The 25666-nt window shown below is 68.8% G+C and carries 24 protein-coding genes and 1 riboswitch; of the genes, 9 read left to right on the top strand and 15 right to left on the bottom strand.

The genetic code is table 11. The annotated features are described in order from the left end of the window. Nucleotides 1-46 precede the first annotated feature (46 nt). Genes folE through VNS22_RS18305 form a run of 5 tightly spaced genes read right to left on the bottom strand, consistent with a single transcriptional unit; the run spans nucleotide 47 to nucleotide 4298 of the window. Nucleotides 47-625: a GTP cyclohydrolase I gene (folE, locus tag VNS22_RS18325; RefSeq protein ID WP_325734946.1), complete on the bottom strand. Its 579-nt coding sequence runs from the start codon at nucleotides 623-625 to the stop codon at nucleotides 47-49. Next, nucleotides 622-1638, bottom strand: coding sequence for a threonine aldolase family protein (locus tag VNS22_RS18320; RefSeq protein ID WP_325734944.1), 1017 nt, complete (start codon nucleotides 1636-1638; stop codon nucleotides 622-624). The genes folE and VNS22_RS18320 overlap by 4 nt, the downstream gene beginning before the upstream one ends. Nucleotides 1639-1643: 5 nt before the next feature. Next, complete coding sequence (locus VNS22_RS18315) at nucleotides 1644-2438, bottom strand: ABC transporter ATP-binding protein (protein ID WP_325734942.1); 795 nt, start codon at nucleotides 2436-2438, stop codon at nucleotides 1644-1646. Then, nucleotides 2435-3325, bottom strand: a complete 891-nt coding sequence (locus VNS22_RS18310) for an ABC transporter permease (protein ID WP_325734940.1) — start codon at nucleotides 3323-3325, stop codon at nucleotides 2435-2437. The genes VNS22_RS18315 and VNS22_RS18310 overlap by 4 nt, the downstream gene beginning before the upstream one ends. 16 nt (nucleotides 3326-3341) lie before the next feature. Next, nucleotides 3342-4298 carry an ABC transporter substrate-binding protein gene (locus VNS22_RS18305; RefSeq protein WP_325734938.1) on the bottom strand — a complete coding sequence of 319 codons (957 nt, stop codon included), beginning with the start codon at nucleotides 4296-4298 and terminating at the stop codon, nucleotides 3342-3344. A 118-nt stretch (nucleotides 4299-4416) separates the two neighbouring features. On the opposite strand from VNS22_RS18305, the gene VNS22_RS18300 reads away from it, so the two are divergent. Further along, complete coding sequence (locus VNS22_RS18300) at nucleotides 4417-4917, top strand: DUF29 domain-containing protein (protein ID WP_325734936.1); 501 nt, start codon at nucleotides 4417-4419, stop codon at nucleotides 4915-4917. Here VNS22_RS18300 and mtnK read toward each other — a convergent pair. The 4 genes from mtnK to VNS22_RS18280 form a co-directional block, all read right to left on the bottom strand. Beyond that, nucleotides 4914-6188, bottom strand: a complete 1275-nt coding sequence (gene mtnK, locus VNS22_RS18295) for an S-methyl-5-thioribose kinase (RefSeq protein WP_325734934.1) — start codon at nucleotides 6186-6188, stop codon at nucleotides 4914-4916. The two genes, VNS22_RS18300 and mtnK, sit on opposite strands and share 4 nt — an antisense overlap. Nucleotides 6189-6273: 85 nt before the next feature. Further along, the gene (locus tag VNS22_RS18290; RefSeq protein WP_325734932.1) at nucleotides 6274-7173 is read right to left on the bottom strand and encodes a calcium-binding protein; all 900 of its coding nucleotides are present in this window, start codon (nucleotides 7171-7173) and stop codon (nucleotides 6274-6276) included. A gap of 37 nt (nucleotides 7174-7210) precedes the next feature. Continuing rightward, complete coding sequence (locus tag VNS22_RS18285) at nucleotides 7211-8338, bottom strand: calcium-binding protein (protein ID WP_325734930.1); 1128 nt, start codon at nucleotides 8336-8338, stop codon at nucleotides 7211-7213. Between the two features lie 169 nt (nucleotides 8339-8507). Next, entirely contained in the window at nucleotides 8508-9191 is a 684-nt protein-coding gene (locus VNS22_RS18280) for a response regulator transcription factor (protein ID WP_325734928.1), read from the bottom strand. Between the two features lie 370 nt (nucleotides 9192-9561). Between VNS22_RS18280 and VNS22_RS18275 the strand changes: the two genes are divergently transcribed. Then, the gene (locus VNS22_RS18275) at nucleotides 9562-11049 is read left to right on the top strand and encodes a glycosyltransferase (protein ID WP_325734926.1); all 1488 of its coding nucleotides are present in this window, start codon (nucleotides 9562-9564) and stop codon (nucleotides 11047-11049) included. Between the two features lie 15 nt (nucleotides 11050-11064). Further along, entirely contained in the window at nucleotides 11065-12105 is a 1041-nt protein-coding gene (locus VNS22_RS18270) for a PilZ domain-containing protein (protein WP_325734924.1), read from the top strand. 17 nt (nucleotides 12106-12122) lie between these two features. Here the strand turns inward: VNS22_RS18270 and VNS22_RS18265 are convergent, their stop codons facing one another. Further along, nucleotides 12123-12251 (bottom strand): hypothetical protein, encoded by a 129-nt coding sequence (locus VNS22_RS18265; protein WP_325734922.1) that lies wholly within the window; start codon nucleotides 12249-12251, stop codon nucleotides 12123-12125. A gap of 327 nt (nucleotides 12252-12578) precedes the next feature. Between VNS22_RS18265 and uvrB the strand changes: the two genes are divergently transcribed. Beyond that, the gene (gene uvrB / locus VNS22_RS18260; protein WP_325734920.1) at nucleotides 12579-14777 is read left to right on the top strand and encodes an excinuclease ABC subunit UvrB; all 2199 of its coding nucleotides are present in this window, start codon (nucleotides 12579-12581) and stop codon (nucleotides 14775-14777) included. A 249-nt stretch (nucleotides 14778-15026) separates the two neighbouring features. Here the strand turns inward: uvrB and VNS22_RS18255 are convergent, their stop codons facing one another. Then, the gene (locus VNS22_RS18255; RefSeq protein WP_349261837.1) at nucleotides 15027-15458 is read right to left on the bottom strand and encodes a nucleoside deaminase; all 432 of its coding nucleotides are present in this window, start codon (nucleotides 15456-15458) and stop codon (nucleotides 15027-15029) included. Between the two features lie 8 nt (nucleotides 15459-15466). Next, nucleotides 15467-16117 (bottom strand): DUF3426 domain-containing protein, encoded by a 651-nt coding sequence (locus VNS22_RS18250; protein ID WP_325734918.1) that lies wholly within the window; start codon nucleotides 16115-16117, stop codon nucleotides 15467-15469. 87 nt (nucleotides 16118-16204) lie between these two features. On the opposite strand from VNS22_RS18250, the gene VNS22_RS18245 reads away from it, so the two are divergent. After that, nucleotides 16205-16912 carry a cell division ATP-binding protein FtsE gene (locus tag VNS22_RS18245; protein ID WP_325734916.1) on the top strand — a complete coding sequence of 236 codons (708 nt, stop codon included), beginning with the start codon at nucleotides 16205-16207 and terminating at the stop codon, nucleotides 16910-16912. After that, nucleotides 16909-17772 (top strand): FtsX-like permease family protein, encoded by an 864-nt coding sequence (locus VNS22_RS18240; protein ID WP_325734914.1) that lies wholly within the window; start codon nucleotides 16909-16911, stop codon nucleotides 17770-17772. Before VNS22_RS18245 ends, VNS22_RS18240 begins: the two co-directional genes overlap by 4 nt. Nucleotides 17773-17778: 6 nt before the next feature. On the opposite strand, the gene gloB is transcribed toward VNS22_RS18240, so the two are convergent. Further along, the gene (gloB, locus tag VNS22_RS18235; RefSeq protein WP_325734912.1) at nucleotides 17779-18519 is read right to left on the bottom strand and encodes a hydroxyacylglutathione hydrolase; all 741 of its coding nucleotides are present in this window, start codon (nucleotides 18517-18519) and stop codon (nucleotides 17779-17781) included. A 138-nt stretch (nucleotides 18520-18657) separates the two neighbouring features. Between gloB and VNS22_RS18230 the strand changes: the two genes are divergently transcribed. Continuing rightward, a complete protein-coding gene (locus VNS22_RS18230; RefSeq protein WP_325734910.1) occupies nucleotides 18658-19437 on the top strand; it encodes a methyltransferase domain-containing protein in 780 nt (259 codons plus the stop codon). A 136-nt stretch (nucleotides 19438-19573) separates the two neighbouring features. Continuing rightward, a complete protein-coding gene (locus tag VNS22_RS18225; RefSeq protein ID WP_325734908.1) occupies nucleotides 19574-21022 on the top strand; it encodes a hypothetical protein in 1449 nt (482 codons plus the stop codon). Nucleotides 21023-21042: 20 nt separating this feature from the next. Here VNS22_RS18225 and sugE read toward each other — a convergent pair whose 3' ends face one another. Continuing rightward, complete coding sequence (gene sugE / locus VNS22_RS18220) at nucleotides 21043-21363, bottom strand: quaternary ammonium compound efflux SMR transporter SugE (RefSeq protein ID WP_325734906.1); 321 nt, start codon at nucleotides 21361-21363, stop codon at nucleotides 21043-21045. A gap of 150 nt (nucleotides 21364-21513) precedes the next feature. Continuing rightward, on the bottom strand, nucleotides 21514-22443 hold the full coding sequence (locus tag VNS22_RS18215; RefSeq protein WP_325734904.1) for a homoserine O-succinyltransferase: 930 nt from the start codon (nucleotides 22441-22443) through the stop codon (nucleotides 21514-21516). 87 nt (nucleotides 22444-22530) lie between these two features. Continuing rightward, a riboswitch (SAM riboswitch) is annotated at nucleotides 22531-22609 on the bottom strand. 291 nt (nucleotides 22610-22900) lie between these two features. Between VNS22_RS18215 and VNS22_RS18210 the strand changes: the two genes are divergently transcribed. Beyond that, on the top strand, nucleotides 22901-25396 hold the full coding sequence (locus tag VNS22_RS18210) for a glycogen/starch/alpha-glucan phosphorylase (RefSeq protein WP_325734902.1): 2496 nt from the start codon (nucleotides 22901-22903) through the stop codon (nucleotides 25394-25396). Nucleotides 25397-25666 lie beyond the last annotated feature (270 nt).

Below are 25666 nucleotides of genomic sequence, written 5' to 3'. Positions count from 1 at the left end.
ACAGAAATGTCGAAGCGCTATCCTCGCATTCCGCAGATATTTCATCTTAGTGGTGTCCGGCAAGCCTATAGAAATCCTGGCGCAGCTCGGGATCCTCATGAAAGCTGCCCAGCAGGCGGGTGGTGACGAACCGGGTGCCCGGCTTGTGCGCGCCCCGGGTGGTCAGGCAATGGTGGGTCGCCTCGATCAGCACCGCGACGCCCTTTGGCTGAAGCAGCTCGTCCAGGCTCCGGGCGATCTGGTCGGTCAGCCGCTCCTGGATCTGCAGCCGCTTGGCGAAGCAGTCGACCAGCCGGGCGATGCCGCCGATCCCGGCGACCCGCCGGTCCGGCAGGTAGGCCACATGGGCCAGGCCGACGAAGGGTGCCAGGTGATGCTCGCAATGGCTCTCGAAGCGGATGTCGCGCAGCAGGACCATGCCGTCGGGCGGCTCGGCACCTTCCAGGATCTCGCCCAACGCCGCTTCCGGTGTGGTGCGGTAGCCCCGGCCGTGCTCCAGCCAGGCGCTGGCCACCAGGCCGGGCGTGGCGCCCAGTCCGGGCCTTGTCGGATCCTCGCCGATCCAGCGCAGCAGGGTCGCGACCGCCTGCTCGGCTTGGCGGCGGCTGGGGCGCCGCTCGCTCATGCGACCGACTGGAGGAGCTGGTCGATTTCCTCCGGGCGGGTCGCCCAGGAGGTCACCAGCCGGCTGCTGCCCTGCTCGTAGCCGGGGAAGAACCGGGCATGCTCTGCCATCTTCGCCTGGAGACCCTGGGGCAGGGCCGCGAAGATCAGGTTGGCCTCCACCGGGAAGACCAGCTCGGCGCCCTTCTGGACGAGACCCCGGGCCAGGCGTTCCGCCATGGCATTGGCATGGGCGGCGCGCTCCAGCCATCTGTCCTCTGCCAGGGCGCCGATTGCCTGGGCGGCCAGATAGCGGCCCTTGCTCATGACCTGGCCGCTGCGCTTGCGCAGGAAGGGGGCTGCTTTCGTGCGCGCCTTGCCGAACAGGAGGATCAGCTCGGCTGCCATCCCGCCATTCTTGGTCATGCCCAGCACCAGGGCGTCGACCCCGGCCCGCCAGGACAGCTCGGCCGGGCTGGCGCCGGTGCGGGCCAGGGCGTTGGCGAAGCGCGCGCCGTCCAGCATCAGGTGCAGCCCGTGGCGGCTGGCCACCGCCGCGAACGCCTTTATCTCTTCCACCGACCAGACCAGGCCGCGCTCGGACGCCTGGGCCAGGAGCAGCACCTTGGGCTGGGCGGCATGCATCGAGCCGAAATGATAGGACTCCAGGAGCCTTGCCACTTCGTCCGGTGACAGGCGGCCAAGGGGGTTGCCCACGGTCAGCCAGCTGGCCCCGCCGGTGAACATCAAGGGCGCATTGCACTCGTCCTGCACCACATGGGCCAGCGGGTGGCAGACGATCGCGCCCCAGGATGGGCAGAGCAGCGACAGGGCCAGGGAGTTGGCGCCGGTGCCGGTGATCGCCATCACCAGGTCGAAGTCGTCCGTCTCGAACACCCGCGCCAGCTCGGCCTTCAGCCGGCCGGACCAGGAATCGGCGCCATAGGCAGCGTCGGTGCCGGCATTGGCCTCGGCCAGTGCTGCCATGATCTCGGGTGCCACCGGGGCGGTGTTGTCGCTGCGCAGGTCCAGCAAGTCGTTCATCCCGTCAAAAGGGCGTCGTCGTCGAGCTCGCCGCCCTGGCGGCGGCGGAACAGGGCCAGGAGGTCGGGCACGTCCAGGCCGGCGCGGGCCTCGCCCGCCACGTCGAAGGCGACCCTGCCCTCGTGGAGCATGATTGTCCGGCTGCCATGGTCCAGGGCCTGGCGCATCGAGTGGGTGACCATCAGCGCGGTGAGCCCGTGCCGGTCGATGATCTTCTGGGTGAGGTTCAGGACCAGTTCGGCGGTGCGCGGATCGAGGGCGGCGGTGTGCTCGTCCAGGAGCAGGATCTTCATGGGTGCCAGTGCTGCCATGAGCAGGCTCACCGCCTGGCGCTGCCCACCGGACAGGAGGCCCACCGGGTCGGACAGGCGGTTCTCCAGGCCCAGGCCCAGCTCGGCCAGGCTGTCGCGGAACCGGCTCCGCCGGCCGGGGTCGAGGGCTGGCTTCAGCCGCCGGACCGAGCCGCGCGCGATGCCCAGCGCCATGTTCTCCTCGATGGTCAGCGCCTCGCAGGTACCGGCCTTGGGGTCCTGGAAGACACGCGCGACCAGCTCGGCCCGGCGGTGGGCCGGCAGGCGGGTGACGTCGCGGCCGTCGATGACGATGCGGCCCTCGTCCGGAGCGACGTCGCCGGCGAGCACGCTCAGCAGCGTGCTCTTGCCGGCCCCGTTGCTGCCGATCACCGTGACGAACTGGCCCTCCTCGATCGACAGCGAGATGCCGCGCAACGCCCGGGTCTCGAGTGGCGTGCCCGCACCGAAGGTGAGCTCGATGCCTTCCACCTGGATCATCGGGCGGCCTTCCGCATCCGCGCGCGCAGCTTCGGCGCCAGGAGGGCGAAGCCCACCAGCACGGCGGTGACGAGGTTCAGGTCGGAGGCCTCGATGCCCAGCATGTCCACGTCCAGCGCGAACGCGATCACCAGGCGGTAGAGCAGCGAGCCCAGGAGGCAGGCGATCAGGGCGCCAAGGATGCCTTTGAGCCGGAACAGCGTCTCGCCCACGATCACCGCCGCCAAGCCCACCACGATGGTGCCGAGCCCCATGGTGACGTCGGCAAAGCCGTTGGCCTGGGCGAACAGGGCACCGGCCAGCGCCACGATCCCGTTGGACAGCGCCATCCCGCTCAGCGTCTGGCGTGCGGTGTCGATGCCCTGGGCCCTGGCCATGCGCGGGTTGGCGCCCGTGGCGCGCAGGGCGAGGCCCTGGTCGGAGTTCAGGTAGCGGGCGAGCAGGAAGGTGACCAGCGCGACGACCACCAGCTCGACCAGGATGCGCGCCTGGTCGAAGGGCAGGAAGGACAGGCCCTCGAACGGCGAGAACAGGGTGGTCTGCCCCAAGAGCGCCGCGTTCGGTCGGCCCATGATCCGGATGTTGATGCTGAACAGGGCGATCATCACCAGGATCGAGGCCAACAGGTGCAGGATGCCGAAGCGCACCGCCAGGATGGCGGTGATCCAGCCGGCGACCGCACCTGCCAGGATCGCCAGCAGCGTCGCGGTGATCGGGTCCAGCCCGCCCAGGATCGCGGCCGCACAGACGCTGGCGCCCAGCGGGAACGAGCCGTCCACCGTGAGGTCCGGGAAGTGCAGGATCCGGAAGGACAGGTACACGGCCAGCCCGACCAGCCCGTAGATCAGGCCGAGCTCGATGGCGCCGAGGAAGGAGAACAGCGACAAGTGCAGCCCTTCCGGGTCAGGCGCCCACGATCTTGGTGGCGCGGGACAGGAGCTCGTCGGACAGGGTGATGCCGAAGGCTTCTGCGGCGGTCGGGTTCAGGTAGAGATCGGTGCCGGACGCGGACTCGATCGCGATCTCGCCGGGACTCTCACCCTTGAGGATCCGCGCCACGATCGCCGCGGTCTGCACGCCCACTTGAAAGTAGTCGAAGCCGACCGAGCCGATGCAGCCGCGCGCCACGCTGTCCGTGTCGCCGCAATAGACCGGCACCTTCGCTTGGCGCGCCACCGCGATCAGGCTTTCCAGTGCGGAGACCACGGTGTTGTCGGTGGGCACGTAGATCGCGTCCGCCTGGCCGGTCAGGCTGCGCGCGGCAGCGACCACGTCCGCCGACTTGGACGCAGTGGCCTCCACCACCTCGATGCCGCGCTGCTCCGCGAGATCCCGCATCAGGTTCAGCAGCACGACCGCATTGGCCTCGCCCGGATTGTAGGGGAAGCCCAGCCGCTTCACGTCCGGCGTGATCTCCAGGATCAGGTCGAGATGCTGGCTGAGCGGCGAGAGGTCGGACAGGCCGGTCACGTTGCCGCCGGGCTTCTCCATGCTCGCCACCAAGCCGGCATCGACCGGATCGGTCACTGCGGTGAACACGATCGGGATGGCCTTGGTCGCGGCGGCCGCGGCCTGAGCGGACGGCGTGCTGATCGGCACGATCACGGCCGGGTTCATGCCGACGAAGCTGCGCGCGATCTGCGCCGCGGTGGCGGGCTGGCCCTGCGCGCTCTCGTAGGTGGTCTCGGCCGCGATGCCCTGCTGCTTCAGTCCCTCGATGACGCCGTCGCGGCAGGCGTCGAGTGCCGGGTGCTCGACGATCGCGGTGATCGCCACCAGCGGCGCGTCGGCAAGGGCCAGGGAAGGGGCCGCTGCCGTGGCGAGTAGCGCGGCGGAGAAGCTGCGGCGATCGAGACGCATCGGTTCGGACCATTCCTGCATGGAGGCGTTGCGGTCCTTTATCCCTCACGACCGAGGCGGGACAAGCTTCCGATCGAGAGGCTATACTGGCCGGACCGCATGGGAGACCCGCTGCAGCATGGCCGCCCGCCTGTACGAGACCGACTATTATCTCTGGGCCCGCCGCCAGGCCGAGGCGTTGCGCCAGCTCGAGCGGGAGCGGTGGAACGGCCCGCTCGACCTGAAGGAACTGGCCGAGGAGGTCGACGACTTGGCCAAGCGGGACCGCAACGCGTGCCGGAGCCAGGTCCGGCGGATCATCGTCCATCTGCTCAAGCTCGATCATTCTCCGGCGAAGGACCCGCGAGCCGGCTGGATGGAGTCGATCTACGAGGCGCGCGACGCCCTGCGTGGCGACCTCACTCCGACCATCGAGCGCGATCTGCGTGACGACTTCGACGCCCTTTACCGAAGCGCGCGGGACCAGGTGCTGATCGCCCTGGCTGGGCATGGCGAAGGAGACAGCGCCACCTCCTTGCCAGAAGCCCCGGCATACACCTTGGATGACGTGCTCCGCGACGGCTTCTACGGCCGCAATGCGGCCGGGCCGAACCCGGGCCGCTCGCAGGAAAACAGCTAACCGAGATCCCGCGCCCGCAGCGCCTGGGCGCGTGCCGTCACCTGCTCGATATGGGCGTAGCTTTCGGGGTTCACGAGCAGGTCGCGGGAGAGTTCCAGGACGCGCTTCTCGCAGGCCGCCCGGCGGTCGGGGTCCCCAATGCGCTCCAGATCGGCATTGTGGGCGAGGCCCAGCGTGCGGCGGGTGAGGGAGGCGCCGGCAAAGCGCAGGCTGTCGGTCCACAGGCGCGCCATGTAGGCGGACTGTGCCTGGCGGAAGACCGAGGAGTCGTCGGGCAGGAGGTCGCGGGGGTACGCGTCGCCGGTGCGGTTCTTCCCCCACAGGGCGACGAACTTGGTGGCGAAGCCGTGCCAGACGCCGTGGATCGTATCGATCACCCAGGCGCGGTAGTCGTCGCGCTCGCCGGGCCGGGTCTCGTGGCCGTCATGGCTCAGATAGTTCAGCAGGAGGTTGGCAATCAGCTTGCCGACGTCGAAGGCCATCGGTCCCACGAAGGCGAACTCCGGGTCGATCACCCGGGTCTCGGCCTCGGTCACCATGATCGAGCCGGTATGGAGGTCGCCGTGCAGCAGGGCCTCGGCGCGGGATAGGAAGTCGACTTTCAGCTGCGAGACCGCGAGCTTGAGCTGGTCGTCCTCGCGCCACATCGTCGCCCAGCGGTCCAGCTGCGGGCTGGTCCAGCGGTTCAGCTCGTGGACCCGGTAGGGATCGGTGAAGATCAGATCCTCGGTGATCTTGCACAGATCGGTGTTCGGACAGAACTCGGCGATCATCGCTTTCTTGCGCGCGGCCGGCAGGGCCAGGTCCGAGGTGAAGTAGAGCGAGCGCGCCATGTAGTCGGTGATGTGCTCGACGAAGCGTGGATAGACCACGGCGTCGGTCATGCCGCGCCGCATGATGATGTGCGGCGAGAGCAGCTCCATCACGATCAGATAGAGCTTCGGGTCGTAGTGGAGAATTTCCGGGACCAGCCCTTGGCAGTGCTCCGCCTGGATGACGCTGGCGCGGTACTCGAAGAAGGCGCGGTTCAGGTCGAGCGGCCAGCTCTCGCCGACCAGCCGTACATAGGGGAGGGCCTGCTTCACGCAGATCCCGCCATTGGTGCCCTCGATGATGAAGACGAGGTTGAGATTGCCGTCGCCGACCTCGCGGATCCGCCATGCCGCCGCGTCCCCACCGACCCGCTGGGCCACGGCGGGCAGGCCTGCCAGCAGGTCGCGCAAGGAGCCCTCGTCCAGGACCCGGTAGCCCTCGGGCGTCGGCAGCGGCATCGTTCTTCCCTCGTCCTGACATGGCCTGCTCGGTCGGGCGGGCTTTAGCGGTGCCGCGTCCGGTCGTGCAAGCGCCAGCCAGGAATCAGGCGGTGAAGTCGCCCGGCGACAGGCCGGTTACGCCCGCCAGGGTGAGCGTGCTGCCGGCGAAGAACGCGATCCCGCTGGCGTCGCCGGCATGGATCGCGAGCGCATCCCGGAACTCTCCTTCCAGGCTCACCCTGATGGCCTCGACATGGGCGTCGGCATCGTTCAGCCGGCCGTCCGCGTTGCTGTCCAGCCGCGCGAAGTCGACGGTCGTGGCAGTAGAAGTGCCTTCCAGCGGATCGTCGACTGTGAACGTCATCTGGAGGATCCGGTCCTCGCCCGGTGCGAAGTCGAGCACCAGGTCGTCGTCCGGGTTGATGTACTCGGCGCCGACATGGTCCAGGTACTGGCCGAAGATCGCGCCGTTGAACACGACGGTGTCCTGGCCGGCACCCAGCCAGATCAGGTCCCGGCCGTCCCAGCCGGCCACCGCGTCGTCCCCTTGGCCGGCATCGAGCAGGTCGTCGCCCTGCCAGCCTTCCAGCACGTCGTTGCCGCTTCCGCCGAACAGCAGGTCATCGCCCCGCTGCCCGGTCACGAGGTCGCTGCCGGCCCCGCCATGCGCCGTGTCGTCACCGGCACCGCCGTAGAGACGGTCATTGCCGTCATCGCCTGCCAGCGTGTCGTTGCCGTTGGCACCGAACAGCAGGTCATGGCCGGCATTGCCGCGCAGCAGGTCATTGCCGTTGCCGGCGCGGAGCGTATCGCGGCCATCGCCGCCCCAGAGCCGGTCATCGCCGTCCTGACCCCAGAGCGTGTCGTCGCCGGCTTCGCCATAGAGCGCATCGTTGCCGGCTCCGGCGGTGAGCACGTCCTTGCCGGCCCGACCGTACAGCGTGTCCTTGCCGGACGTGCCGAACACCTGGTCGTCACCCGTGGTCCCGATGAAGGTCGCCATGAGCGTGCTCCCTGAGCTTGTCCCTGCCGCATGGCGTTCAGCCGATGTCGTCCGCACCCAACTCGGTAACGCCGACCAGCATGATCGTACCGGACGCGGCGACGACCCCGTGTAGCTCGACGGCATCGACCAGCGCCGGAATGGCTCCGACGTCGATCACCATCGAACGGCTCACGGCGTCGTTCACGACTTCTTCGGTAATGGTCACCGCCTGATCGCCCTCGCCGAGCGTGCCGTCGCCGTCCGTGTCGAGCTCCGCGAAGGTCGGCCGGTGGAGGTAGGGGCCATTGCTTGCCGATACGTCCAGCCGGTCCTCGCCCCTGGTGAAGTCGAGAATCAGGTCGTTCGCCTCGTGCACCGCCGCGACCGTGGTGTCGTCTGCTTCGTTGAAGGCAAAGACGAAACGGTCGCTGCCCGCACCGCCGCTCAGCCGGTCACGGCCGTCGCCGCCATGAAGCCGGTCGTCGCCGCCATCGCCGCTGAGTACGTCGTCCGCGAGATTGCCGAAGAGCCGGTCGTCGCCGCTGCCGCCCGTGATCCGGTCCCCGGCGAAGCCGCCCCAGATCGTGTCGTCGCCGGCATCGCCGAACAGATGGGCGTCTGGGGCGAAGCCGGCGATCTGGTCGTTGCCGTCGCCGCCGTGGGCGAGGCTGGGCGCATCCGGATCGCCGGGCAGAACCTCGCCGTTGCCGAGTACCACCGAATCGTCGCCGGCATCGCCATAAACGGCGTCGCCGTTCCAGGCGAAGAAACCGTCATTGCCGGCCCCGCCGTGCAGTACGTCCCTGCCGCCATGCGCCTCGAAGCCGTCATCGCCAGGCCCGCCATACAGGACGTCGTTGCCGGCATCGTCGTTGATGAAGTCGCTGCCGGCCCCACCGAAGGCGAGATTGTCGCCCTTGCCGGTGTTGATCAGGTCGTCGCCGTCATTGCCGAAGATGCGGTCGTCGCCATCCTCTCCGGAGAACCAGTCATTGCCACTGCCGCCGTGCAGGACGTCGTCGCCGCGACCACCGCTCAGGCTGTCGTTGCCGGCTTCACCATAAATGGCATCGTTACCGGCGCCGGCAGCCAGGAGGTCGTTGCCGACCCTGCCGAAGATCGTGTCCCTGCCGGACGTGCCATTGAGCTGGTCGTTGCCCAGCGTGCCGACGACGCGAGCCATGGGCGCCTCCCGACCCCCCGGCCCGAAAACGGCGACATCGCCGCGGGCGCAGGGCGGAGCGGACAACCACTATACGACAGGTCGCCATGCAGCAGGGATCTTACCGGCAGAGTGCCGGAGCATCCCGGACCGCCCGTGGATTCCGCGCTACAGCACGCTCCTGCCGGAATCAGCGCGCCAGCCGGTAGCCGCCCGCCTCGGTGACAATCAGGGACACCTGACCCGGGTTGGGCTCGACCTTCTGGCGGAGCCGGTAGATGTGGGTCTCGAGCGTGTGGGTGGTGACGCCGGTATTGTAGCCCCAGACCTCGTCCAGCAGCACCTCGCGCGCGACCGGCCGATCGCCGATCCGGTAGAGATACTTCAGGATCGCGGTCTCCTTCTCGGTCAGGTGGATCCGCTTTTGGCCCTGGGTCAGCATCTTGGCCGCAGGCTTGAAGGCATAGGGGCCGATCTGGAAGACCGCGTCGTCGGACAGCTCGTGCTGGCGCAGATGGGCGCGGATTCGCGCCATCAGCACCCACATCCGGAACGGCTTGGTCACGTAGTCGTTGGCGCCGCTTTCCAGCGCCAGCACCTCGTCGGCATCGCCGTCGCGGCCGGTCAGCATGATGACCGGCGCCTTCACCCCGTTCTTGCGCAGCAGCTTGCACAGGTCGCGGCCGTCCGTGTCCGGCAGGCCCACGTCCAGGATCACGAGGTCGAATTCCTCATTCTTGACGAGGCCCAGCGCTTCCTTGCCACTACCGGCTTCCTGGACCCGGAAGCCCTCGTGCATGGTGAGCTGCTCGGCCAGTTCGCGGCGCAGGGCGGTGTCGTCGTCGACGATGAGGATCCGTTCGTTCTTCGCCATCGACGGCCCGTCCGCTCAAAAATGTTCTATCGACGACCAAAGTAGGAGTGACGATCACGAAGCTCAAGTGATGTGCCGCTCATGGCCCTGTAAGCTTCCCGGCCGGAGCGCCGCGCGTTCGTCATCTGCACGTGGGCCACAGCCATGACGAGAACGGCATGGTACGCCCGCTTCTGCCTTCCACCGCCATGCCGCGCTCATTAGACAGGCATCGAGGAGCCGGGGGGACATGGCGTTCCTAGCCCGCCTCACGGAAAGGACGGCGGCAAGGCATGGGGGTGATCTTGGCGGGCAGGACAGGCGGTCCGGGCAAGCCACTCCTGGTTCCTGGCGGCCCGATCCCCGGCAGCCCGGTTTCTAGCAGGATGCCATGATCCTGCTGGCCCATTTCCTCTTGGTCGCGATCGCCGTGCTGCTCGTGCCGGAGAGTGCGGTGCGTGCGGTCGGCCACGAGATCCTGTTCCTGACCGGCGGGATCGGCATATGGCGCTATGGCTGGGGCCTGGTCCACGTGGCCCGCGGTCTGGTCTGGCGCCGGCTGGTGTTCCCCGACCTGCGGGCCCAGGCGGATGCCCTGGCGGCGCGGCCGGAGGCCGGCGGCAACGAATTGTTCCTGATCGTGACCAGCTACCGGATCGAGCTCGACACGACGCTCGCCTGCTGGCGCTCCGTCATCGCGGAGGCGGCTGCCTGGAACGGCCGGGTGACCCTGGTCGCCTCCATCGTCGAGCGGGCCGACGAGATCGCCATCCAGCGCCTGTTCGACCTGTCCGGCCTGCCGGACCGGGTGCGGCTCCTGGTGGTGCGGATCAGCGGCGAGGGCAAGCGGCGGGCGCTCGGCATCGCCCTGCGCGGCGTGTCGCGGCGGGTACCTTCCGCGGGTGCGGTGGTGGGCGTGATGGACGGCGACACGGTGCTGCCGCCCGGCACGCTGGCTCGCACCGTGCCGTTCTTCGCCCTCGACCCGGCGCTGGGTGGGATAACCACCGACGAGAAGCCGTTCACGGTCGGCGAGCGCTTTCCCTTCTCCTCCTGGCACCGGCTGCGCTTCGCCCGGCGCCACCAGACCATGAGCTCCTTGTCCCTGTCCGGCCGGGTGCTGGCCATGACCGGGCGCTTCTCCCTGTTCCCGGCCGAGGTCGCGATCGAGCCGGACTTCATCGCCGCGGTCGAGAATGACGGGATGGACCACTGGCGGCTCGGCCACATCCAGTTCCTGACCGGCGAGGACAAGTCGACCTGGTTCCACCTGCTGCGCACCGGCCGGCGGATGCTCTACGTGCCGGACGTCCAGGTCGCCACGATCGAACATCCCCCGCCCGGCGGCTTCGTCCAGGCCTCGCGCAAGCTCGTGCTGCGCTGGTCGGGCAACATGCTGCGCTCCGGGGGCCGGGCGCTGGCGCTGGGGCCGGCCCGGGTCGGTCCGTTCCTGTGGTGGACGCTGCTCGACCAGCGCATCTCGATCTGGACGCCGCTGGTCGGCCCGATCGTGGCGCTGCTGCTGTCCTTCACCCGCACCCCCTGGGCGCTCCTGTTCTACCTGCTCTGGGTGATGTTCACCCGCTCCCTGCAGACCCTGCTCCTGCTCACCACCCGCAACCGGGTGGAGGGGAGCTGGCCGCTCCTGCTCTGGTACGACCAGGTGGCGCTGGCCCTGGTCAAGGGCCGCGCCCTGTTCCGGTTGGACAGGCAGCGCTGGACCCGCCAGAACATCGCCAGCCGCGCGGTCGCCACCGGCTGGCGGGCAGTCCTGATCGAGGCGGGTGCCGTCTACTGCCAGCTCCTGGGCGTCCTGGCACTCGTCGCCGTGCTCGCGATCTGGACTGGAGTCCTGCCGTTGCCGCTCGAAGGACGTTGAATGTCGAACCAGGGCATGAATGAAGCAGTGGTCGTCCACGAGGCGGAGATCCATCGCCAGCATGTCCGGCTGAAGATCCCGATCCGCGCGGAGATCGCCGGGGACTGGTACCAGGTCGACGACTGGTCGCTGGGCGGGCTGGGGATCGAATCCGAGCCGCCCAAGCTGCGCGAGGGCGAGGTCTTCCCGGTCACCCTGGAGCTGCCGTTCGAGGACTTCGAGCTGACCATGCATCTGGAGGCGGAGCTGATCTACCGCCTCCCGGACCGACCGCGCTTCGGCTGCCGCTTCACCGGCATGACCAAGGGCCAGATCAGCCTGTTCCGGCAGATCGTCGACCGCTACCTGACCGGCGAGATCGCCTCGCCCGGCGACGTGCTGGTGGCGCTCGGCCGGGAATCCTTCCAGCCGCCGCGCCAGTCAGCGCAGGCGGCTGGTGCCGGCAAGGGACGCACGGCGCTGGGCTGGGCGATCATGGGCCTGGCGGGGCTGGCGCTGGTGGCGGTGCTCGGCTGGAGCGCGTATCAGCGCTTCTACCGGATCCAGGTGACCGATGCGCGGATCGAGGCGCCGGTCTATCGGCTGAATGCGCCCGTGGCCGGCCGGCTGGAGCGCTTCCCGATCGGCGAGATCGTCGAGGTCGGCACGCCGATCGCCCGGGTGATCGGGGCAGTCGACCTCGCCGAGTACGAGCTGCGCTCGCCCTGCATCTGCACGCTCGGCGAATGGAAGGTGGCGGACGGGGCGGGCATCGGTGCCGGGGCGACCGCCGCTTTGCTGATCTCCGCCGAGGAGCCGCTCAAGGTCACGGCGATGTTGCCGCTGGACCAGGCCAGGGAGCTGGCTGCCGGCCTGCCGGTGCGCATCGACCTGCCGGGCGAGGCGGCACCACGCACCGGCCAGATCGAGCGGGTCGAGCTGAAGGCACCGCTGGACGATCTGGCGGGCGGGCGCGGCCGGGTGCGCAGCGACGGAGCCGTGCCGATCGTGATCCGGCCCGACGAGCCGCTGCCGTTCGACATGCTGGGTACGCCGGTCAGCGTCGACCTGCGGTAGGCATCGGCAGGGGCGGCTCAAGTGAGCGAGACATCGCGGATCTGGAAGTCGCCGCCGCGCAGCCTGGCCATGACGGCACCCAGGTCGATCATGGTCGTCAGCTCCGGCACCCCCTGATCGGTCAGCCGCTCGGTCTCGGCAAACATGTCGGCATCGTCGAGGACGCCGTTGCCGTTGCTGTCCAGGTCGCCGAAGCCAGACTCGCTGTAGTGGTTGACGACGATCTGGTTGCCCCACGTGTGAAGTCGACGATGCGGTCGGTGCCGGAGGGACCGCGATCGTAGCTTTCCGGCGGGTGTCCTTGAGCAGGATCTGGAAGCGGTCCAGGCCGGTCCCGTCGATCAGGCGGTCGTTGCGTCAGCCCATCGGGCATCTGGGTGAGACCGAATGGCCACACCGTTCCCCTCTTGTTCTGGTGCCGGCGCGACCCCACCATGTCGGACCGCATGCGGATGAACGGCGACGGGTGAACCATGGCGAAGCTGCCCACGACGGACGCACTGGCTGGTCTGGACCTGTTGAAGGCAGTGGCGGAGAGCCCGGAGCTGATCCAGCGGCCGGAGGGTGGGCAGGCGCTCACGCTGGCCTCGGACTATCAGCCGGCGGGCGACCAGCCGCAGGCGATCCAGGAGCTGACCGAGGGCCTCCTGCGCGGCGAGCGCGACCAGGTGCTCCTGGGCGTCACCGGTTCCGGCAAGACGTTCACCATGGCGAACGTCATACGCAACCTGCAGCGACCGACGCTGATCCTGGCGCCGAACAAGATCCTGGCGGCGCAGCTCTACGGCGAGATGAAGAGCTTCTTCCCGGAGAACTCAGTCGAGTACTTCGTCTCGTACTACGACTACTACCAGCCCGAGGCCTACGTCGCCCGCACCGACACCTATATTGAGAAGACCTCGGCCATCAACGAGCAGATCGACCGGATGCGCCACTCGGCGACCCGTGCCCTGTTCGAGCGCGACGACGTCATCATCGTGGCATCGGTGAGCTGCATCTACGGCATCGGCAGCCCCGAGACCTATGCGCGGATGACCATGACCCTGAAGCGGGGGCAGAAGGTCGACCGGGCCAAGCTGCTGCGCGCCTTCGTCGAGCTGCAGTACAAGCGCAACGACATGGAGCTGGCGCGCGGCAACTTCCGCGCCAAGGGCGACGTGATCGAGATCTTCCCGGCGCACCTGGAGGACAAGGCCTGGCGGATCGACCTGTTCGGCGACACGGTCGACGCGCTGGTGGAGATCGACCCGCTCACCGGCAAGCGGCTGGGGAAGCTGGACCAGATCCGCCTCTACCCGAACAGCCACTACGTGACGCCCAAGCCCACCCTGCAGGCGGCGGTGGAGGGGATCCGGCAGGAGCTGAAGGAAACGCTGGAGCACTACCGGGCGACCGGCAAGCTCCTGGAGGCGGAACGGATCGAGCAGCGCACCACGGCCGACCTGGAGATGATCCTGACCACCGGGTCGTGCTCGGGCATCGAGAACTATTCGCGCTATCTGACCGGCCGCGCCCCCGGCGAGCCGCCGCCGACCCTGTTCGAGTACCTGCCGGACAACGCGCTGCTGATCGTCGACGAGAGCCACGTCACCGTCCCGCAGGTGGGCGGCATGTACAAGGGCGACTTCGCGCGCAAGTCGATCCTGTCCGAGTTCGGCTTCCGCCTGCCATCCTGCAAAGACAACCGCCCGCTCAAGTTCGAGGAATGGGACGCGATGCGGCCGCAGACGATCTTCGTCTCGGCCACGCCCGGTTCCTGGGAGATGGAGCGGACCGGCGGCGTGTTCTCCGAGCAGGTCATCCGCCCGACCGGGCTGGTCGACCCGGTCTGCGTGGTCCGGCCGGTCGAGCACCAGGTCGACGACCTGATGCACGAGATCGGCCTGGCCAAGGAGAAGGGCCTGCGCACGCTGGTCACCACCCTGACCAAGCGGATGGCCGAGGACCTGTCCGAGTACCTGCACGAGCAGGGCGTCCAGGTGCGCTACATGCACTCGGACATCGACACCCTGGAGCGCATCGAGATCATCCGCGACCTGCGTCTCGGCAAGTTCGACGTGCTGGTCGGCATCAACCTCCTGCGCGAGGGGCTGGACATCCCCGAATGCGGGCTGGTCGCGATCCTGGATGCCGACAAGGAGGGCTATCTGCGCTCGGAAACCTCGCTGGTCCAGACGATCGGCCGGGCGGCCCGCAACGTCGAGGGCAAGGTCGTGCTCTATGCCGACAAGCGCACCCGCTCGATCGAGGCGGCCCTGGCCGAGACCGAGCGCCGCCGGGCCAAGCAGCTCGCGCACAATGCCGAGCACGGCATCACCCCGCAGACCATCAAGCGGCACATCGCCGACATCCTGAAGGACGTGGCGGAGCGCGACTATGTGACGGTGGACCTGGTCGAGGACCAGCCGACCATCCTCACCGGCATGGAGCTGCAGCGCCATATCGGCGAACTCGAGCAGCGGATGCGCAAGGCTGCCAGCAACCTGGAGTTCGAGGAGGCCGCCCGGCTGCGCGACGAGATCAAGCGGCTGGAGGACGGCGAGCTCGGCATGCCGTCCCGGCCCGTTGCCCAGGCCAGCGCCCATGCCTGGAAGCCCACCAGCAAGTCACGGGCGGAGAAGGCCCGGGAGGCGAAGGCACGGGCGCGGGGCAGGAAGCGGGCAGGGGTGTGAGGCTTTAACGCAGGACGCGCAGGCTTCTTCAGGAACGTTTGGTGACGGCTCGTCCGGGGGAAAGTTCAGGTCCGTTCGCATCGCATCCAGGTCACCTTCCCAGCCGATGTCCTTGAGCGCCTGGAGGGCTTCGGCCTGACGCTTCCCGCGCACCAGCCGCTGCAGGGCCTCGTCGATGTCTATCGTAACGCGCATGGCACCGCCGACACGAAGGAGGCGGTGATCATGGCGCAGCGTCTGACCATCGAGTCAACGCCGTGCCTGGAAGAACCTCCTCAAGAGCGCCGCCGCCTCCGTCTCCCGGATGCCGGCCACCACTTCCGGCCGATGGTGGCAGGTCGGCTGGCCGAAGATGCGCGGGCCGTTCTCGACGCCGCCGCCCTTCGGATCGGCGGCACCGAAGTGCAGGCGGCGGATCCGGGCGAAGGCGATCGCCTGGGCGCACATCGGGCAGGGCTCCAGCGTCACCCACAGGTCATGGTCGACCAGGCGCGGCGAGCCCAGAGCAGCGGCCGCCGTGCGCAGCACCAGGATCTCGGCATGGGCGGTAGGATCCCGCCATTCCTCGACGCGGTTGCCGTCCGCGGCGACGATCCGCCCGGCCCGGTCGGTAACCACCGCGCCCACCGGCACCTCGCCCCGTTCGGACGCGGCCCTGGCCTCGGCCAGTGCGCGCGCCATCGGGAGGGTCAAGGGGCGTCCTCGAACCGCACCGCGGTGTGCCGTGCTTCGGGCGGCACGTCTTCCAGCCGCGTCTCGAACCGGGTGGTGGCGCGGGCTTCCAGGATGGGCGGCTCGACCCGCACCACCTCACTGGTCAGTTCCATCCGCTCGCCGTCGAGCAGCGACACCCGCAGGGCCGGTACCGACATGGCATAGTCGGTGGTGTTGACGATCTCGCCGCTCACCACCAGCACCCGCTCCCCGTCCTCGTCGATCTCCGAGGAGGTGACGCCGCGGATTTCCAGGCCGGGGTCGACTGTCACCTCCAGGCCCAGCTGGCGGTACATGCCCGCCACCTGCGGCCAGGCCGTGGCGATTTGGTTACGGGCCAGCACCAGGCCGGCCACCACGGCGATCAGCACCAGCAGGACCAGCCAGCCGAACGCGCCGCTCCGGCTGCCCCGCCGCACCATGCCCGGCTCCTCGCCCAGGCGTGGCCGCTCGGCAGTTGGGGGTGGCGGCGGCGGCTCGGGCGCGGCAAGCTCGGCCCCGGGTCGCTCCGGATCGACGAACCAGCGATGGCGGCAGTTGGCGCAGGAGACCATGCGCCCCTTCTCGCCGATCGCGGCGCTGTCGATCTTGTACTTGGCGCCACAGTTGGGGCAGGTGACGATCATGATGCCGGGCGCGCCGACGACGGCTGGCGCATCCGGTCCGGCCGGCGGCGATCCGGGGGCAAGACAGCAGTGGTTCCAGGATCGGTATTGAGCGACCAGCGCGAAATCATCGTCGAACTCTTCGGTGCCGCCATGAAATATGGTTCCGGCCCGGACGTTCTGCGCGACTTCGACCTCACCGTGCAAGCAGGATCATTCCTGCTGATCGTCGGCGCCAGTGGTGCGGGCAAGACCACGCTGCTGACCAGCATCGCCCGCGCCGCCGCTCCGGCCATCGGGCGGCTGACCTTGTTCGGCCGGGACACGGCGCGGATCGACCGGGGTGAGCGTGCCCGGATCCGCCGCCGGATCGGCCTCGTCTGCCAGGACCTGCGGCTCCTGGACCATCTGAGTGCCGCCGCGAACCTGGCGCTGCCGCTGCGGATCGCCGGTCTGCCCGTAAAGCAGATCCGGCCGCCGGTCGCCGAGCTCATGGAATGGCTGGGGATCACCGGGCTGGCCGCGCGGCGGCCAGGGGAACTCTCCGCCGCCGAGCGCCAGCTGCTGGCACTCGGGCGCGCGGTGATCGGCCGGCCCGACCTGCTGCTGGCCGACGAGCCCACCAGCCTGCTGGACGGCCCGCTGGCCCACCGCGCCCTCCACCTCCTGGGCGAGCTGAACCGGGCCGGCACCACCATCCTTCTGGCGACCCATGATCCAGCACTGCCGGCGCGGGTCCGGGCCCGGGCCATGCGCCTGGCCGACGGCCGGCTTCACCCGGCGGCAGCCACGGCATCGGTGGACCAGTTCGCATGAGTACCGGCACCTTCCCGACGCCCGGCTGGCCGACCAGGGGCATGGTTGCCCTGCTCCTCGGGCTGCTGGTTCTGGCGGCGACGGTCGGCTTGGCGCTTGCCGCCGCGGGCCATGGCCTGCTGCTGGTGGCCGAGGACCGCAGCGTCGCCGTAGCGGTAGTGTCCTTGCCGGCACCGCTCGATCCGGCCGATCGCGACGGCGACCTCGCCGGCGTGATGGCCCTGCTGCGTGCCGACCCACAGGTCGGGCAGGTCGAGCTGATCCCCGAGGCGGAGGTGCGCGAGGTTCTGGTCGGCGGCCGGGATGCCGATCTGCCCATGCCGATCCTGCTGGAGGCCCGGTTCGACCCAGGGGTGGTGCCCGACCTGGCGCGGCTCCACGAGCGGATCACCGCTCTTGCCCCGGACGGCCTGATCGAGGATGCCGGGATCATCGGCCCGCGTCCCGACCCGGCACTGCTCGCCCTGCTGCGCTATGCCATGCCGGCCCTGGGGGCAGGCACCCTGCTCCTGGCACTGCTGCTGGCAGCGGTCCTGACGGCCGATGCCGTTCGGCGCCGGCACGGGGAGATCGAGGTCCTGCGCATGCTCGGTGCCGACGATCCATTCGTGTTGCGCGAGCTGCGGCCCTATCCGTTCCGCCCGCTATGGCTGGGCGGCTTGGCCGGGGCCGGCCTGGGCGCGTTCGCCATGCTCATGCTGGCAGAGGCCGGCCCGGCGGGCAGCTGGCCGGTGCAGACGATGCTGGCCGTCCGGCCGCTGGACGCGGCCATCCTAGTGCTGGGGGCACTCGTTGTCGTGCTGGCCGTGATGCTGGCGGCCCGGCAGACGGCCAGCGCCATGCTGCGCCGCCTGCCCTGATCTCCCTTATCCGCGGAAGTTGTTCTTGGCCTCGCGCAGCTCGGCAAAGCGCGCCTCGGAGCCACCCAGCAGGAACGGATTGGTCCGCTTCTCCTCGCCGATCGTGGTCGGCACGGTCGGCTGGCCGGCCGCCCGCAGCTCCTGGACCTTGGCGAGCCGGGCCTTGATCTCCTGATTGTCCGGGAAGACGTGGGCCGCGAACTTGGCGTTGCCCAGCGTATATTCGTGGCCGGAATAGACCTTGGTGTCGTCGGGCAGCTTGGCCAGGAGCTGCAGGGACTTCCACAGCACCTCGGGCCCGTCCTCGCCCAGCCGGCCGCAGCCCATGGTGAACATCACATCGCCGCAGAACAGCAGCTTGGCCTCGGGCAGATAGTAGCTGACATGCCCGCGCACATGGCCGGGCGTGTCCAGCACTTCGACCGGGGTGCCCAGCAGCTCGAAGCGCTGGCCCGGCTCGACCGTGCGGGTCAGCTTGGGCAGGCGGTGGCAGTCGGCGCCATTGCCGATGACCTCGACCTGGGTAGCCAGCGCCAGCTCCTCGACCCCCGCCACATGATCCGAATGGCTGTGGGTAATCAGGATGGTGCCGATCTGCAGGCTGCGCTCGGCCAGCGCCTCGGCAATCGGCGCTGCGACACCCGGATCCACGATCACCACCCTGGAATTGCCTTCCTGGCGCAGCATGAAGGCGTAGTTGTCGTCCAGGATCGGCAGGAGTTCCACCAGGATTGGGGCATTGGCCAAGGTCGCATCTCCCGATTGGTCGCGTTTGGGCGTCTACCCACTTCAGCATGGGCATTGCCGTCGTATATGGTCCGGACGAGCAGTGTGCGCCACCTCGGGCGGCACATGACCTTGGTCGAGCCGGAATCGAACGGAGTCATGAACGGCGATCTCGAGCAGTTCTACGCCAGCCGCAAGGGCCAGCTCGCGCGCCGGCTGATCGGGCTGCAGCTCCGTCAGCTCTGGCCGCAGGTGGCCGGCAAGACCATCGTCGGCATGGGTTACGCCATGCCGTTCCTGGACGTCTTCGCCGACGAGGCGGCCGCGACCCTGGCGCTGGTGCCGGCCGGCTGCAACGTGCAGCGCTGGCCGGAGACGGGACCTTGCCGGCTCGCGATCTTCCAGGAGGACGAGATCCCGCTGGCCGATCAGAGCGTGGACTGCCTGCTCCTGGTCCATGCGCTGGAGACCTGCCGCAGCCTGAACCGGCTGATGCGCGAGATCTGGCGAGTGCTCACCGATGACGGCCGGGTGGTGCTGATCGTGCCGAACCGGCACGGGCTGTGGTCTTTGTCCGACACCACGCCGTTCGGCCAGGGCTCGCCGTTTACCGCCGGCCAGCTCGAGCGCCTGCTCGCCCGCCACCTCCTGGTGCGGGGCGAGGTGCGCCGGGCCATGTTCGTGCCGCCCTGGAACCTGAAGATCCTGCAGCGCCTGGCGATCCCGCTGGAGCGCACCGGTCAGCGGCTCTGGCCGCAGTTCGGCGGCATCCTTCTAGCGGAGGCGGAAAAGCAGCTCTATCTGGGCGCTCCGGCCTTTCAGACTGCGCGGCCCCGGCGGCGCCAGTACGTGGCGCTGCCACAGGCGGCGGCGCGCACGGCCGAGCATGCCGCGATTCGGGTGCTGGCGCCCCATGACCGGCGCCCGCCCCGCCGCTGACCGCGATTTCCGGGAACGGAGCCGCTTGCGGTGGGGTTCCTGCCACAAGCGGCTGATGCTGCCGTGACGGCGTGACTTGAGGGAATGCGCAAATACGTGTCATGATGTTCCATGGCCCATGCGAGGACACGCGCGGATGATCCGTTGGGCGCACCGTGCCGGATTTTCTACGGCACTTCTTCTGTCGCTCCTGCTGCCGGGATTGTCGCCCGCGGCAGAGCCGGGACCGATCGCGAACGGCGTGGCGGCGGGTGCCGCCGGCAGCTTCTCCGGCCGCTTGGCATCGCCCCGGCCCCTGGCCGCCCTGGCGCCCGTCACGGCCAGGCCGGCCATCGGCGCCCAGGCGGCGGCAGGACCGCTGGGCGGGATGCAGGCGGTGGATTCGATTCGGCTGGATGCCGCCTGCGGCGAGGTATCCCTGGATGACCAGGGCCGGGTGCTGGCGGTCTGCACCAGGCCCGGCGGAGCGACGCTCAATCTCCTGGACCCTGGCTCCCTGACCCGCCTGGCCGAGCTGGCGCTGCCCGATGGCCCGGCGAGCGGCGCCCATTTTGTCGACCAGGCCGGCCGGATCGTGGTCCTGGCGGGCGACAGCCAGGTATGGATGGTCCAGCAGGTCCGGGTGGTGACGATCGGCGCGGTGTGGACCCGGGGAACGGCCAGGTTCGAGCAGGTGGCGGGCTGTGACCTGAAGCCTGCCCTGCCGGCCGGCGACCAGGTGACCGCCCTCCTGTCGCAGGGCGACGGCCGCGCCTGGTTCGTGAGCGCCACCGGGATCGCGGGGACCCTGCGCCTGGACGACTGCACGACCAGGACCCTGGCGCTCACGACGGCGAACGGGACTTCCGCCACGCCCGGCAGCCATCCGGCGGTCGATCCGGGCGAGGGGGCGCTGTTCCTGGTCGCAGGGGACGCGCTGCAGCGCCTGGATGCCGGTGCGGACGGGCAGCCGGTGGTGACGTGGCGCCAGCCGCTGGTGGCGCCGCAGGTGGTGGCGGGCAGGCCGGAAGCCGCCTCCAGGCAGCGGACGGTGCTGCTGCTGGGCCGGCAGATGGTGGCGCTGACCGATGGCGGCTGGCCGCATGAGCAACTGGTGGTGTTCGACCGCTCCCGGCAGGCCGGTGGCCAGCGGATCTGCAGCACGTCCCTGTTCGCTGCCTATCCCTTCCCGACCCGGTCGGGCGAGCGGCTGCTGGGCGTGGCCTGGCAGGCGGACGGGCAGGCCACGGTCCTGGCGGCGAACCTGGCAGGCGGGCGCGGCCTGGAGCGGATCGACATCGACGCGCGGCAGGGCCGCTGCGAGACGGCCTGGAACAGCACGGTGGGTGTCGCGGCGATGCCGGCCCTCTCGCTGGAGAACGGGCTGATCTACAGCTACGAGCACCTGCCGGACGGCAATCGCTGGGCATTGACCGCGCTGGATTTCGTGACCGGCCGGACTCAGTACCGCCGGATCGTCGGCACCGGGCCGGACCATGCCGGCAGCGGAGCCATCACGCTCGGCAAGGCGGGTGCCGCCAGCATCGGCGTGGCCGCCGGCATGGTCAGGGTCCAGGATCAGAACCCGGGCGACCGGCAGGGCTGAGCCCGCACCCGGCCACCCTGTCAGGCGCTGCTGGACAGCTTCATGAGCAGCAGCCCGCTCACGATGAGCATGGCCGCCAGCAGACGCATCGCGCTGACGGACTCACCGAGAAAGACGATCCCTGCCAGGAAGGCGCCCACCGCCCCGATCCCGGTCCAGACCGTGTAGGCGGTGCCGAGCGGCAGCGACCGCATCGACCAGGACAGGAGCCCGAAGCTCACCAGCATCGCGGCGAAGGTGATGACCGTGGGCCAGAGCCGGGTGAAACCTTCCGACTGTTTCATCGTGAAGGCCCAGACGACCTCGAACAGACCGGCGATCACGAGAATGAACCACGCCACGGCAACCTCCTTCGGCCAGGCTGCCGGGCCGTCCCGGACTTCATCCCGTAAAGGGGGAGGACGTGGCCTCGCGCCATCCAGGTAGGCAGGCGAGCAGGAAGGTCAATATCAATCCACCACCAGCCGGCTGCCCTCGTGCCCGCCTGCCGGTCAGCCGCCGATCCCGTCCAGGTCGAACGGCGTGGTCTGGTACATCTCGTTGATCCAGTTGCCGAACAGCAGGTGGGCGTAGGCGCGCCAGCGATTGACCGGCCGCTTGGCCGGATCGTCGTCCGGATAGTAGCGCAGCGGCATCTCGACGTTCAGCCCGCGCTCCAGGTCGCGCCGGTATTCCCGGTCCAGCGTGAACGTGTCGTATTCCAGGTGGTTGAACATGAAGAGGTGGCGGTTCGCCGGGTCCTCGCACAGGCACAGGCCGGCACGGGACGAACGGGCCAGCACCCGGATGCTGCCGTCGGCGGGCAGGTCCTCCTCGCGCACCTCGGTGTGGCGGCTGACCGGCACCCAGAATTCGTCGTCGAAGCCGCGCATGAGCGGCGAGCGCGCGGCGTCGCGCGGCTCGGTGACCTCGTGGCGGTAGATGCCGAAGCGCTTCACCGGCAGGGTGTGCTTCGGCACGCCATGAAAGTGATAGAGCGCTGCCTGGGCGCCCCAGCAGACGTTGAAGGTCGAATGGACGTGACGGCGCGACCACTCGAAGATCCGTACCAGTTCGTCCCAGTACTTCACCTCCTCGAATTCCAGGAGCTCGACCGGGGCGCCGGTGATGAGCAGCCCGTCGAACTTGCGGTCGGCGACCTGCTCCCAGCTCTGGTAGAAGCTCTGCAGGTGCGACTGCGACACATTCGAGGGGATGTAGCTTCCGGTCGAGATCAGGGTCAGCTCGACCTGGAGCGGCGTGGCGCCCAGCAGCCGGGCGAACTGAGTCTCGGTGGTGAGCTTGTCCGGCATCAGGTTGAGCAAGCCCACCTGCATCGGACGGATGTCCTGCTGGAGGGCGTCCTCCTCGCCGATCAGGCGCACGCCCTCGTTGCGCAGCAATTCGGCTGCGGGCAGGTCATTGGGAATCTTGATGGGCATCGACCGCTTCCTGGCCTCGATTCAACGTCGAGTGGCCGACCGGTCAGGAACGGGATAAGGACGCATTCCCGATCGGTTCCGGGAATAAAGTCCTATATCACGACCTTTTAGCCGCTTATTTAACGTGGCCGCAAGCCGGTCGGCGCAAATCACCACGGAGACGATGGCAGGCAAGCTGGGTGTCGAGGCCGCCAATGTCAAGTCGCTGCTGGGTGGAGCCGGCGGCTTGTGCTCGCGGCGTGGCCGATGCTGCTGCCCGGAATCTGCAAGGGCCCCTCCCGTTTCCATTGTGACGCTTGCCAAGCTCGTCATGCCCGCCATGCTCGGCCAGCGGCGTCGGCTTCCGTGCTAGAAGTCGGTCAGGGTCGGCAGCAGACCCGTCGAGCGCCGCGTGCGTACACGAGCCGAACCTCCCGCGGACCGGGTCAGGGGAAGGCCACCAAGGACCTGCGACGTGATGGACACCAAGACCATGTCGAGTTCGCCATCGCCAGCCAGCGCCTCGCCGCCGCGGCTGATGCCCGGCCGGGCGTCCGCGGACCTCAAGGAGGCGATCGTCACCACGCTGCGCTATGCGGTGGGCAAGAATCCCGAGTTCGCCCGGCTGCACGACTGGTACGCAGCGACGGCGATCACGCTCCGCGACCGGCTGGTCGACCGCTGGTTCGCCTCCACCGATCATACCTACCGGCAGCGCAGGAAGCGGGTCTACTACCTGTCGCTCGAATTCCTGATCGGCCGGCTCCTGACCGACAATGCGAGCAATCTGGGCCTGCTGGACGAGGTGAAGGCGGCACTCACAGCCCATGGCATCGACTTCGAGGCGGTCAAGGCGCTGGAGCCGGACGCGGCACTCGGCAATGGCGGCCTGGGCCGGCTCGCGGCCTGCTTCATGGAGAGCATGGCCACGGTCGGCGTGCCGGCCTACGGCTACGGCATCCGCTATGATTTCGGCCTGTTCCGCCAGGTTATCCGGGACGGCTGGCAGGTCGAATTGCCCGAGGACTGGCTGGCCTTCGGCAATCCCTGGGAGTTCGAGCGGCCCGAGGTCGCCTACGAGATCGGCTTTGGCGGCCATGTGGATGCCGAGGACAATCCGGACGGCACCGTCTCCTATGTTTGGCAGCCGTCCGAGCGGGTGCTGGCTCAGGCCTACGACACGCCCGTGGTCGGCTGGGAAGGCAAGACCGTCAACACGCTGCGCCTGTGGGCGGCGCGGCCGATCACGCCCATCCGGCTGGATGCCTTCAACCGCGGCCAGCATGTCGATGCGTTTGCCGAGCAGGTGCGCGCCAGCTCGATCTCGCGGGTCCTCTATCCCGACGATTCCACGGCCGAGGGCCAGGAGCTGCGCCTGCGCCAGGAATTCTTCTTCACCTCGGCCTCCCTGCAGGACCTGATCCGCCGCCACCTGACTCAGTATGACGACCTGACTTCGCTGCCCGAGGCGGCGAACATCCAGCTCAACGACACCCACCCGGCCCTGTCGGTGCTGGAGCTGACCCGGATCCTGGTCGACCTGAACGGCTTTGCGCTCGACGAGGCCTTCGAGATCACCAAGGCCACGCTCTGCTACACCAACCACACCCTCCTGCCCGAGGCGCTGGAGACCTGGTCGGTGCCGCTGTTCGAGCGGCTCCTGCCGCGGCACATGCAGCTGGTCTTCGAAATCAACGCGATGCACCTGGCGGCGGTGCGCAAGCGGCCGGATGTTACCCTTGATCTGGTCCGCTCGGTTTCCCTGATCGACGAGACCCATGGCCGCCGCGTGCGGATGGGCAACCTCGCCTTCATCGGCTCGCACAAGGTCAACGGCGTGTCGGAGCTCCATGGCGAGCTCATGCGCGAGACCGTGTTCAAGGACCTGAACACGCTGTTCCCGGACCGCATCACCCACGTCACCAACGGCATCACGATGCGTCGCTGGCTGGTGGAGTGCAATCCGGACTTGGCACACCTGATCACGGACGCGATCGGCCCCCAGTGGATCAAGGACGCCGAACGGTTGAAGGAATTGGAGCGGTTCGCGACCGATCAGGCCTTCCTCGAGCGGTTCGCGCGGGTCAAGCAGGGGGCCAAGCAGCGCCTGGCGGTGTTCGTGGCGCAGCGGACCGGCATCCGCCTCGACCCGGAAGCGATGTTCGACATCCAGATCAAGCGGATCCACGAGTACAAGCGCCAGCTCCTGAACATCCTGGAGACGGTCCACCTCTACGAGGCGATGCGCGCCGAGCCGGAGCGCGACTGGACGCCCAGGGTCAAGATCTTCGCCGGCAAGGCGGCCGCGAGCTATCACCGGGCCAAGCTGATCATCAAGCTGATCAACGACGTGGCGCGGGTGGTCAACCGCGACCCCACGGTGCGCGACAAGCTCCGGGTGGTGTTCCTGCCGAACTACAACGTGTCACTGGCCGAGATGCTGGTCCCGGCTGCCGACCTGTCGGAGCAGATCTCTACCGCGGGCATGGAAGCGTCCGGCACGGGCAACATGAAGTTCCAGGCCAATGGTGCCATCACGATCGGCACCATGGACGGTGCCAATGTCGAGATCAGCCGTCATGTCGGCTTGGACAACATCCTGATCTTCGGGCTGACCGCGGATGCGGTGCGCGAGCGCTGGACCAACGGGCACAACCCGCGAGCGGTGATCGAGGGAGACGGCAACCTGCGCCAGGTGCTGGACGCGGTGGGCGGCGGCGTGTTCTCGCCGGACGAGCCCGGCCGCTACGGCCCGATCGTGCACGACCTGTACGAGAGCGACTATTTCATGGTGGCGGCGGATTTCGCCGACTACTCCGCGACCCAGCGCAAGGCGGCCTCCATGTTCCGCCGGCCGGCCCAGTGGCGGCACATGTCGCTGCACAACACCGCGAACGCTGGCTGGTTCTCGTCCGACCGCTCGATCCGCGAATATGCCGATAATATCTGGCACGCGCCGATGGACCCGGGCTGAGGAAGCGGCCTCGTCCTGCGGGCCATCCATCTGCAGGTGAGCAAGGCCCGGTCCGGGCGAAGCCTTCCGTGGCAGGCAGCGCCTTATTCCAGCGTTACGACTGGAATATCGCGCCGGCCCGCCGCAACCTGGACGCGGGCGAGAAGTTCTCAACACGGGTGCGGCTTGCTACCGTGGCGGCGGATGGGCGATCGGGGCGAATTCGCGGGCGAAACGACGGCACGGTACGACCGGTCCCATGCGGCGCCGGTCACGCTCCCGCCCCCGTCG

Origin of the sequence: Geminicoccus sp., assembly GCF_035556675.1 — a bacterium.
Taxonomy (GTDB): Bacteria; Pseudomonadota; Alphaproteobacteria; order Geminicoccales; family Geminicoccaceae; genus Geminicoccus.
The sequence above is the reverse complement of the archived record's forward strand: the minus strand, read 5'-3'. Positions and strand labels throughout refer to the sequence as shown.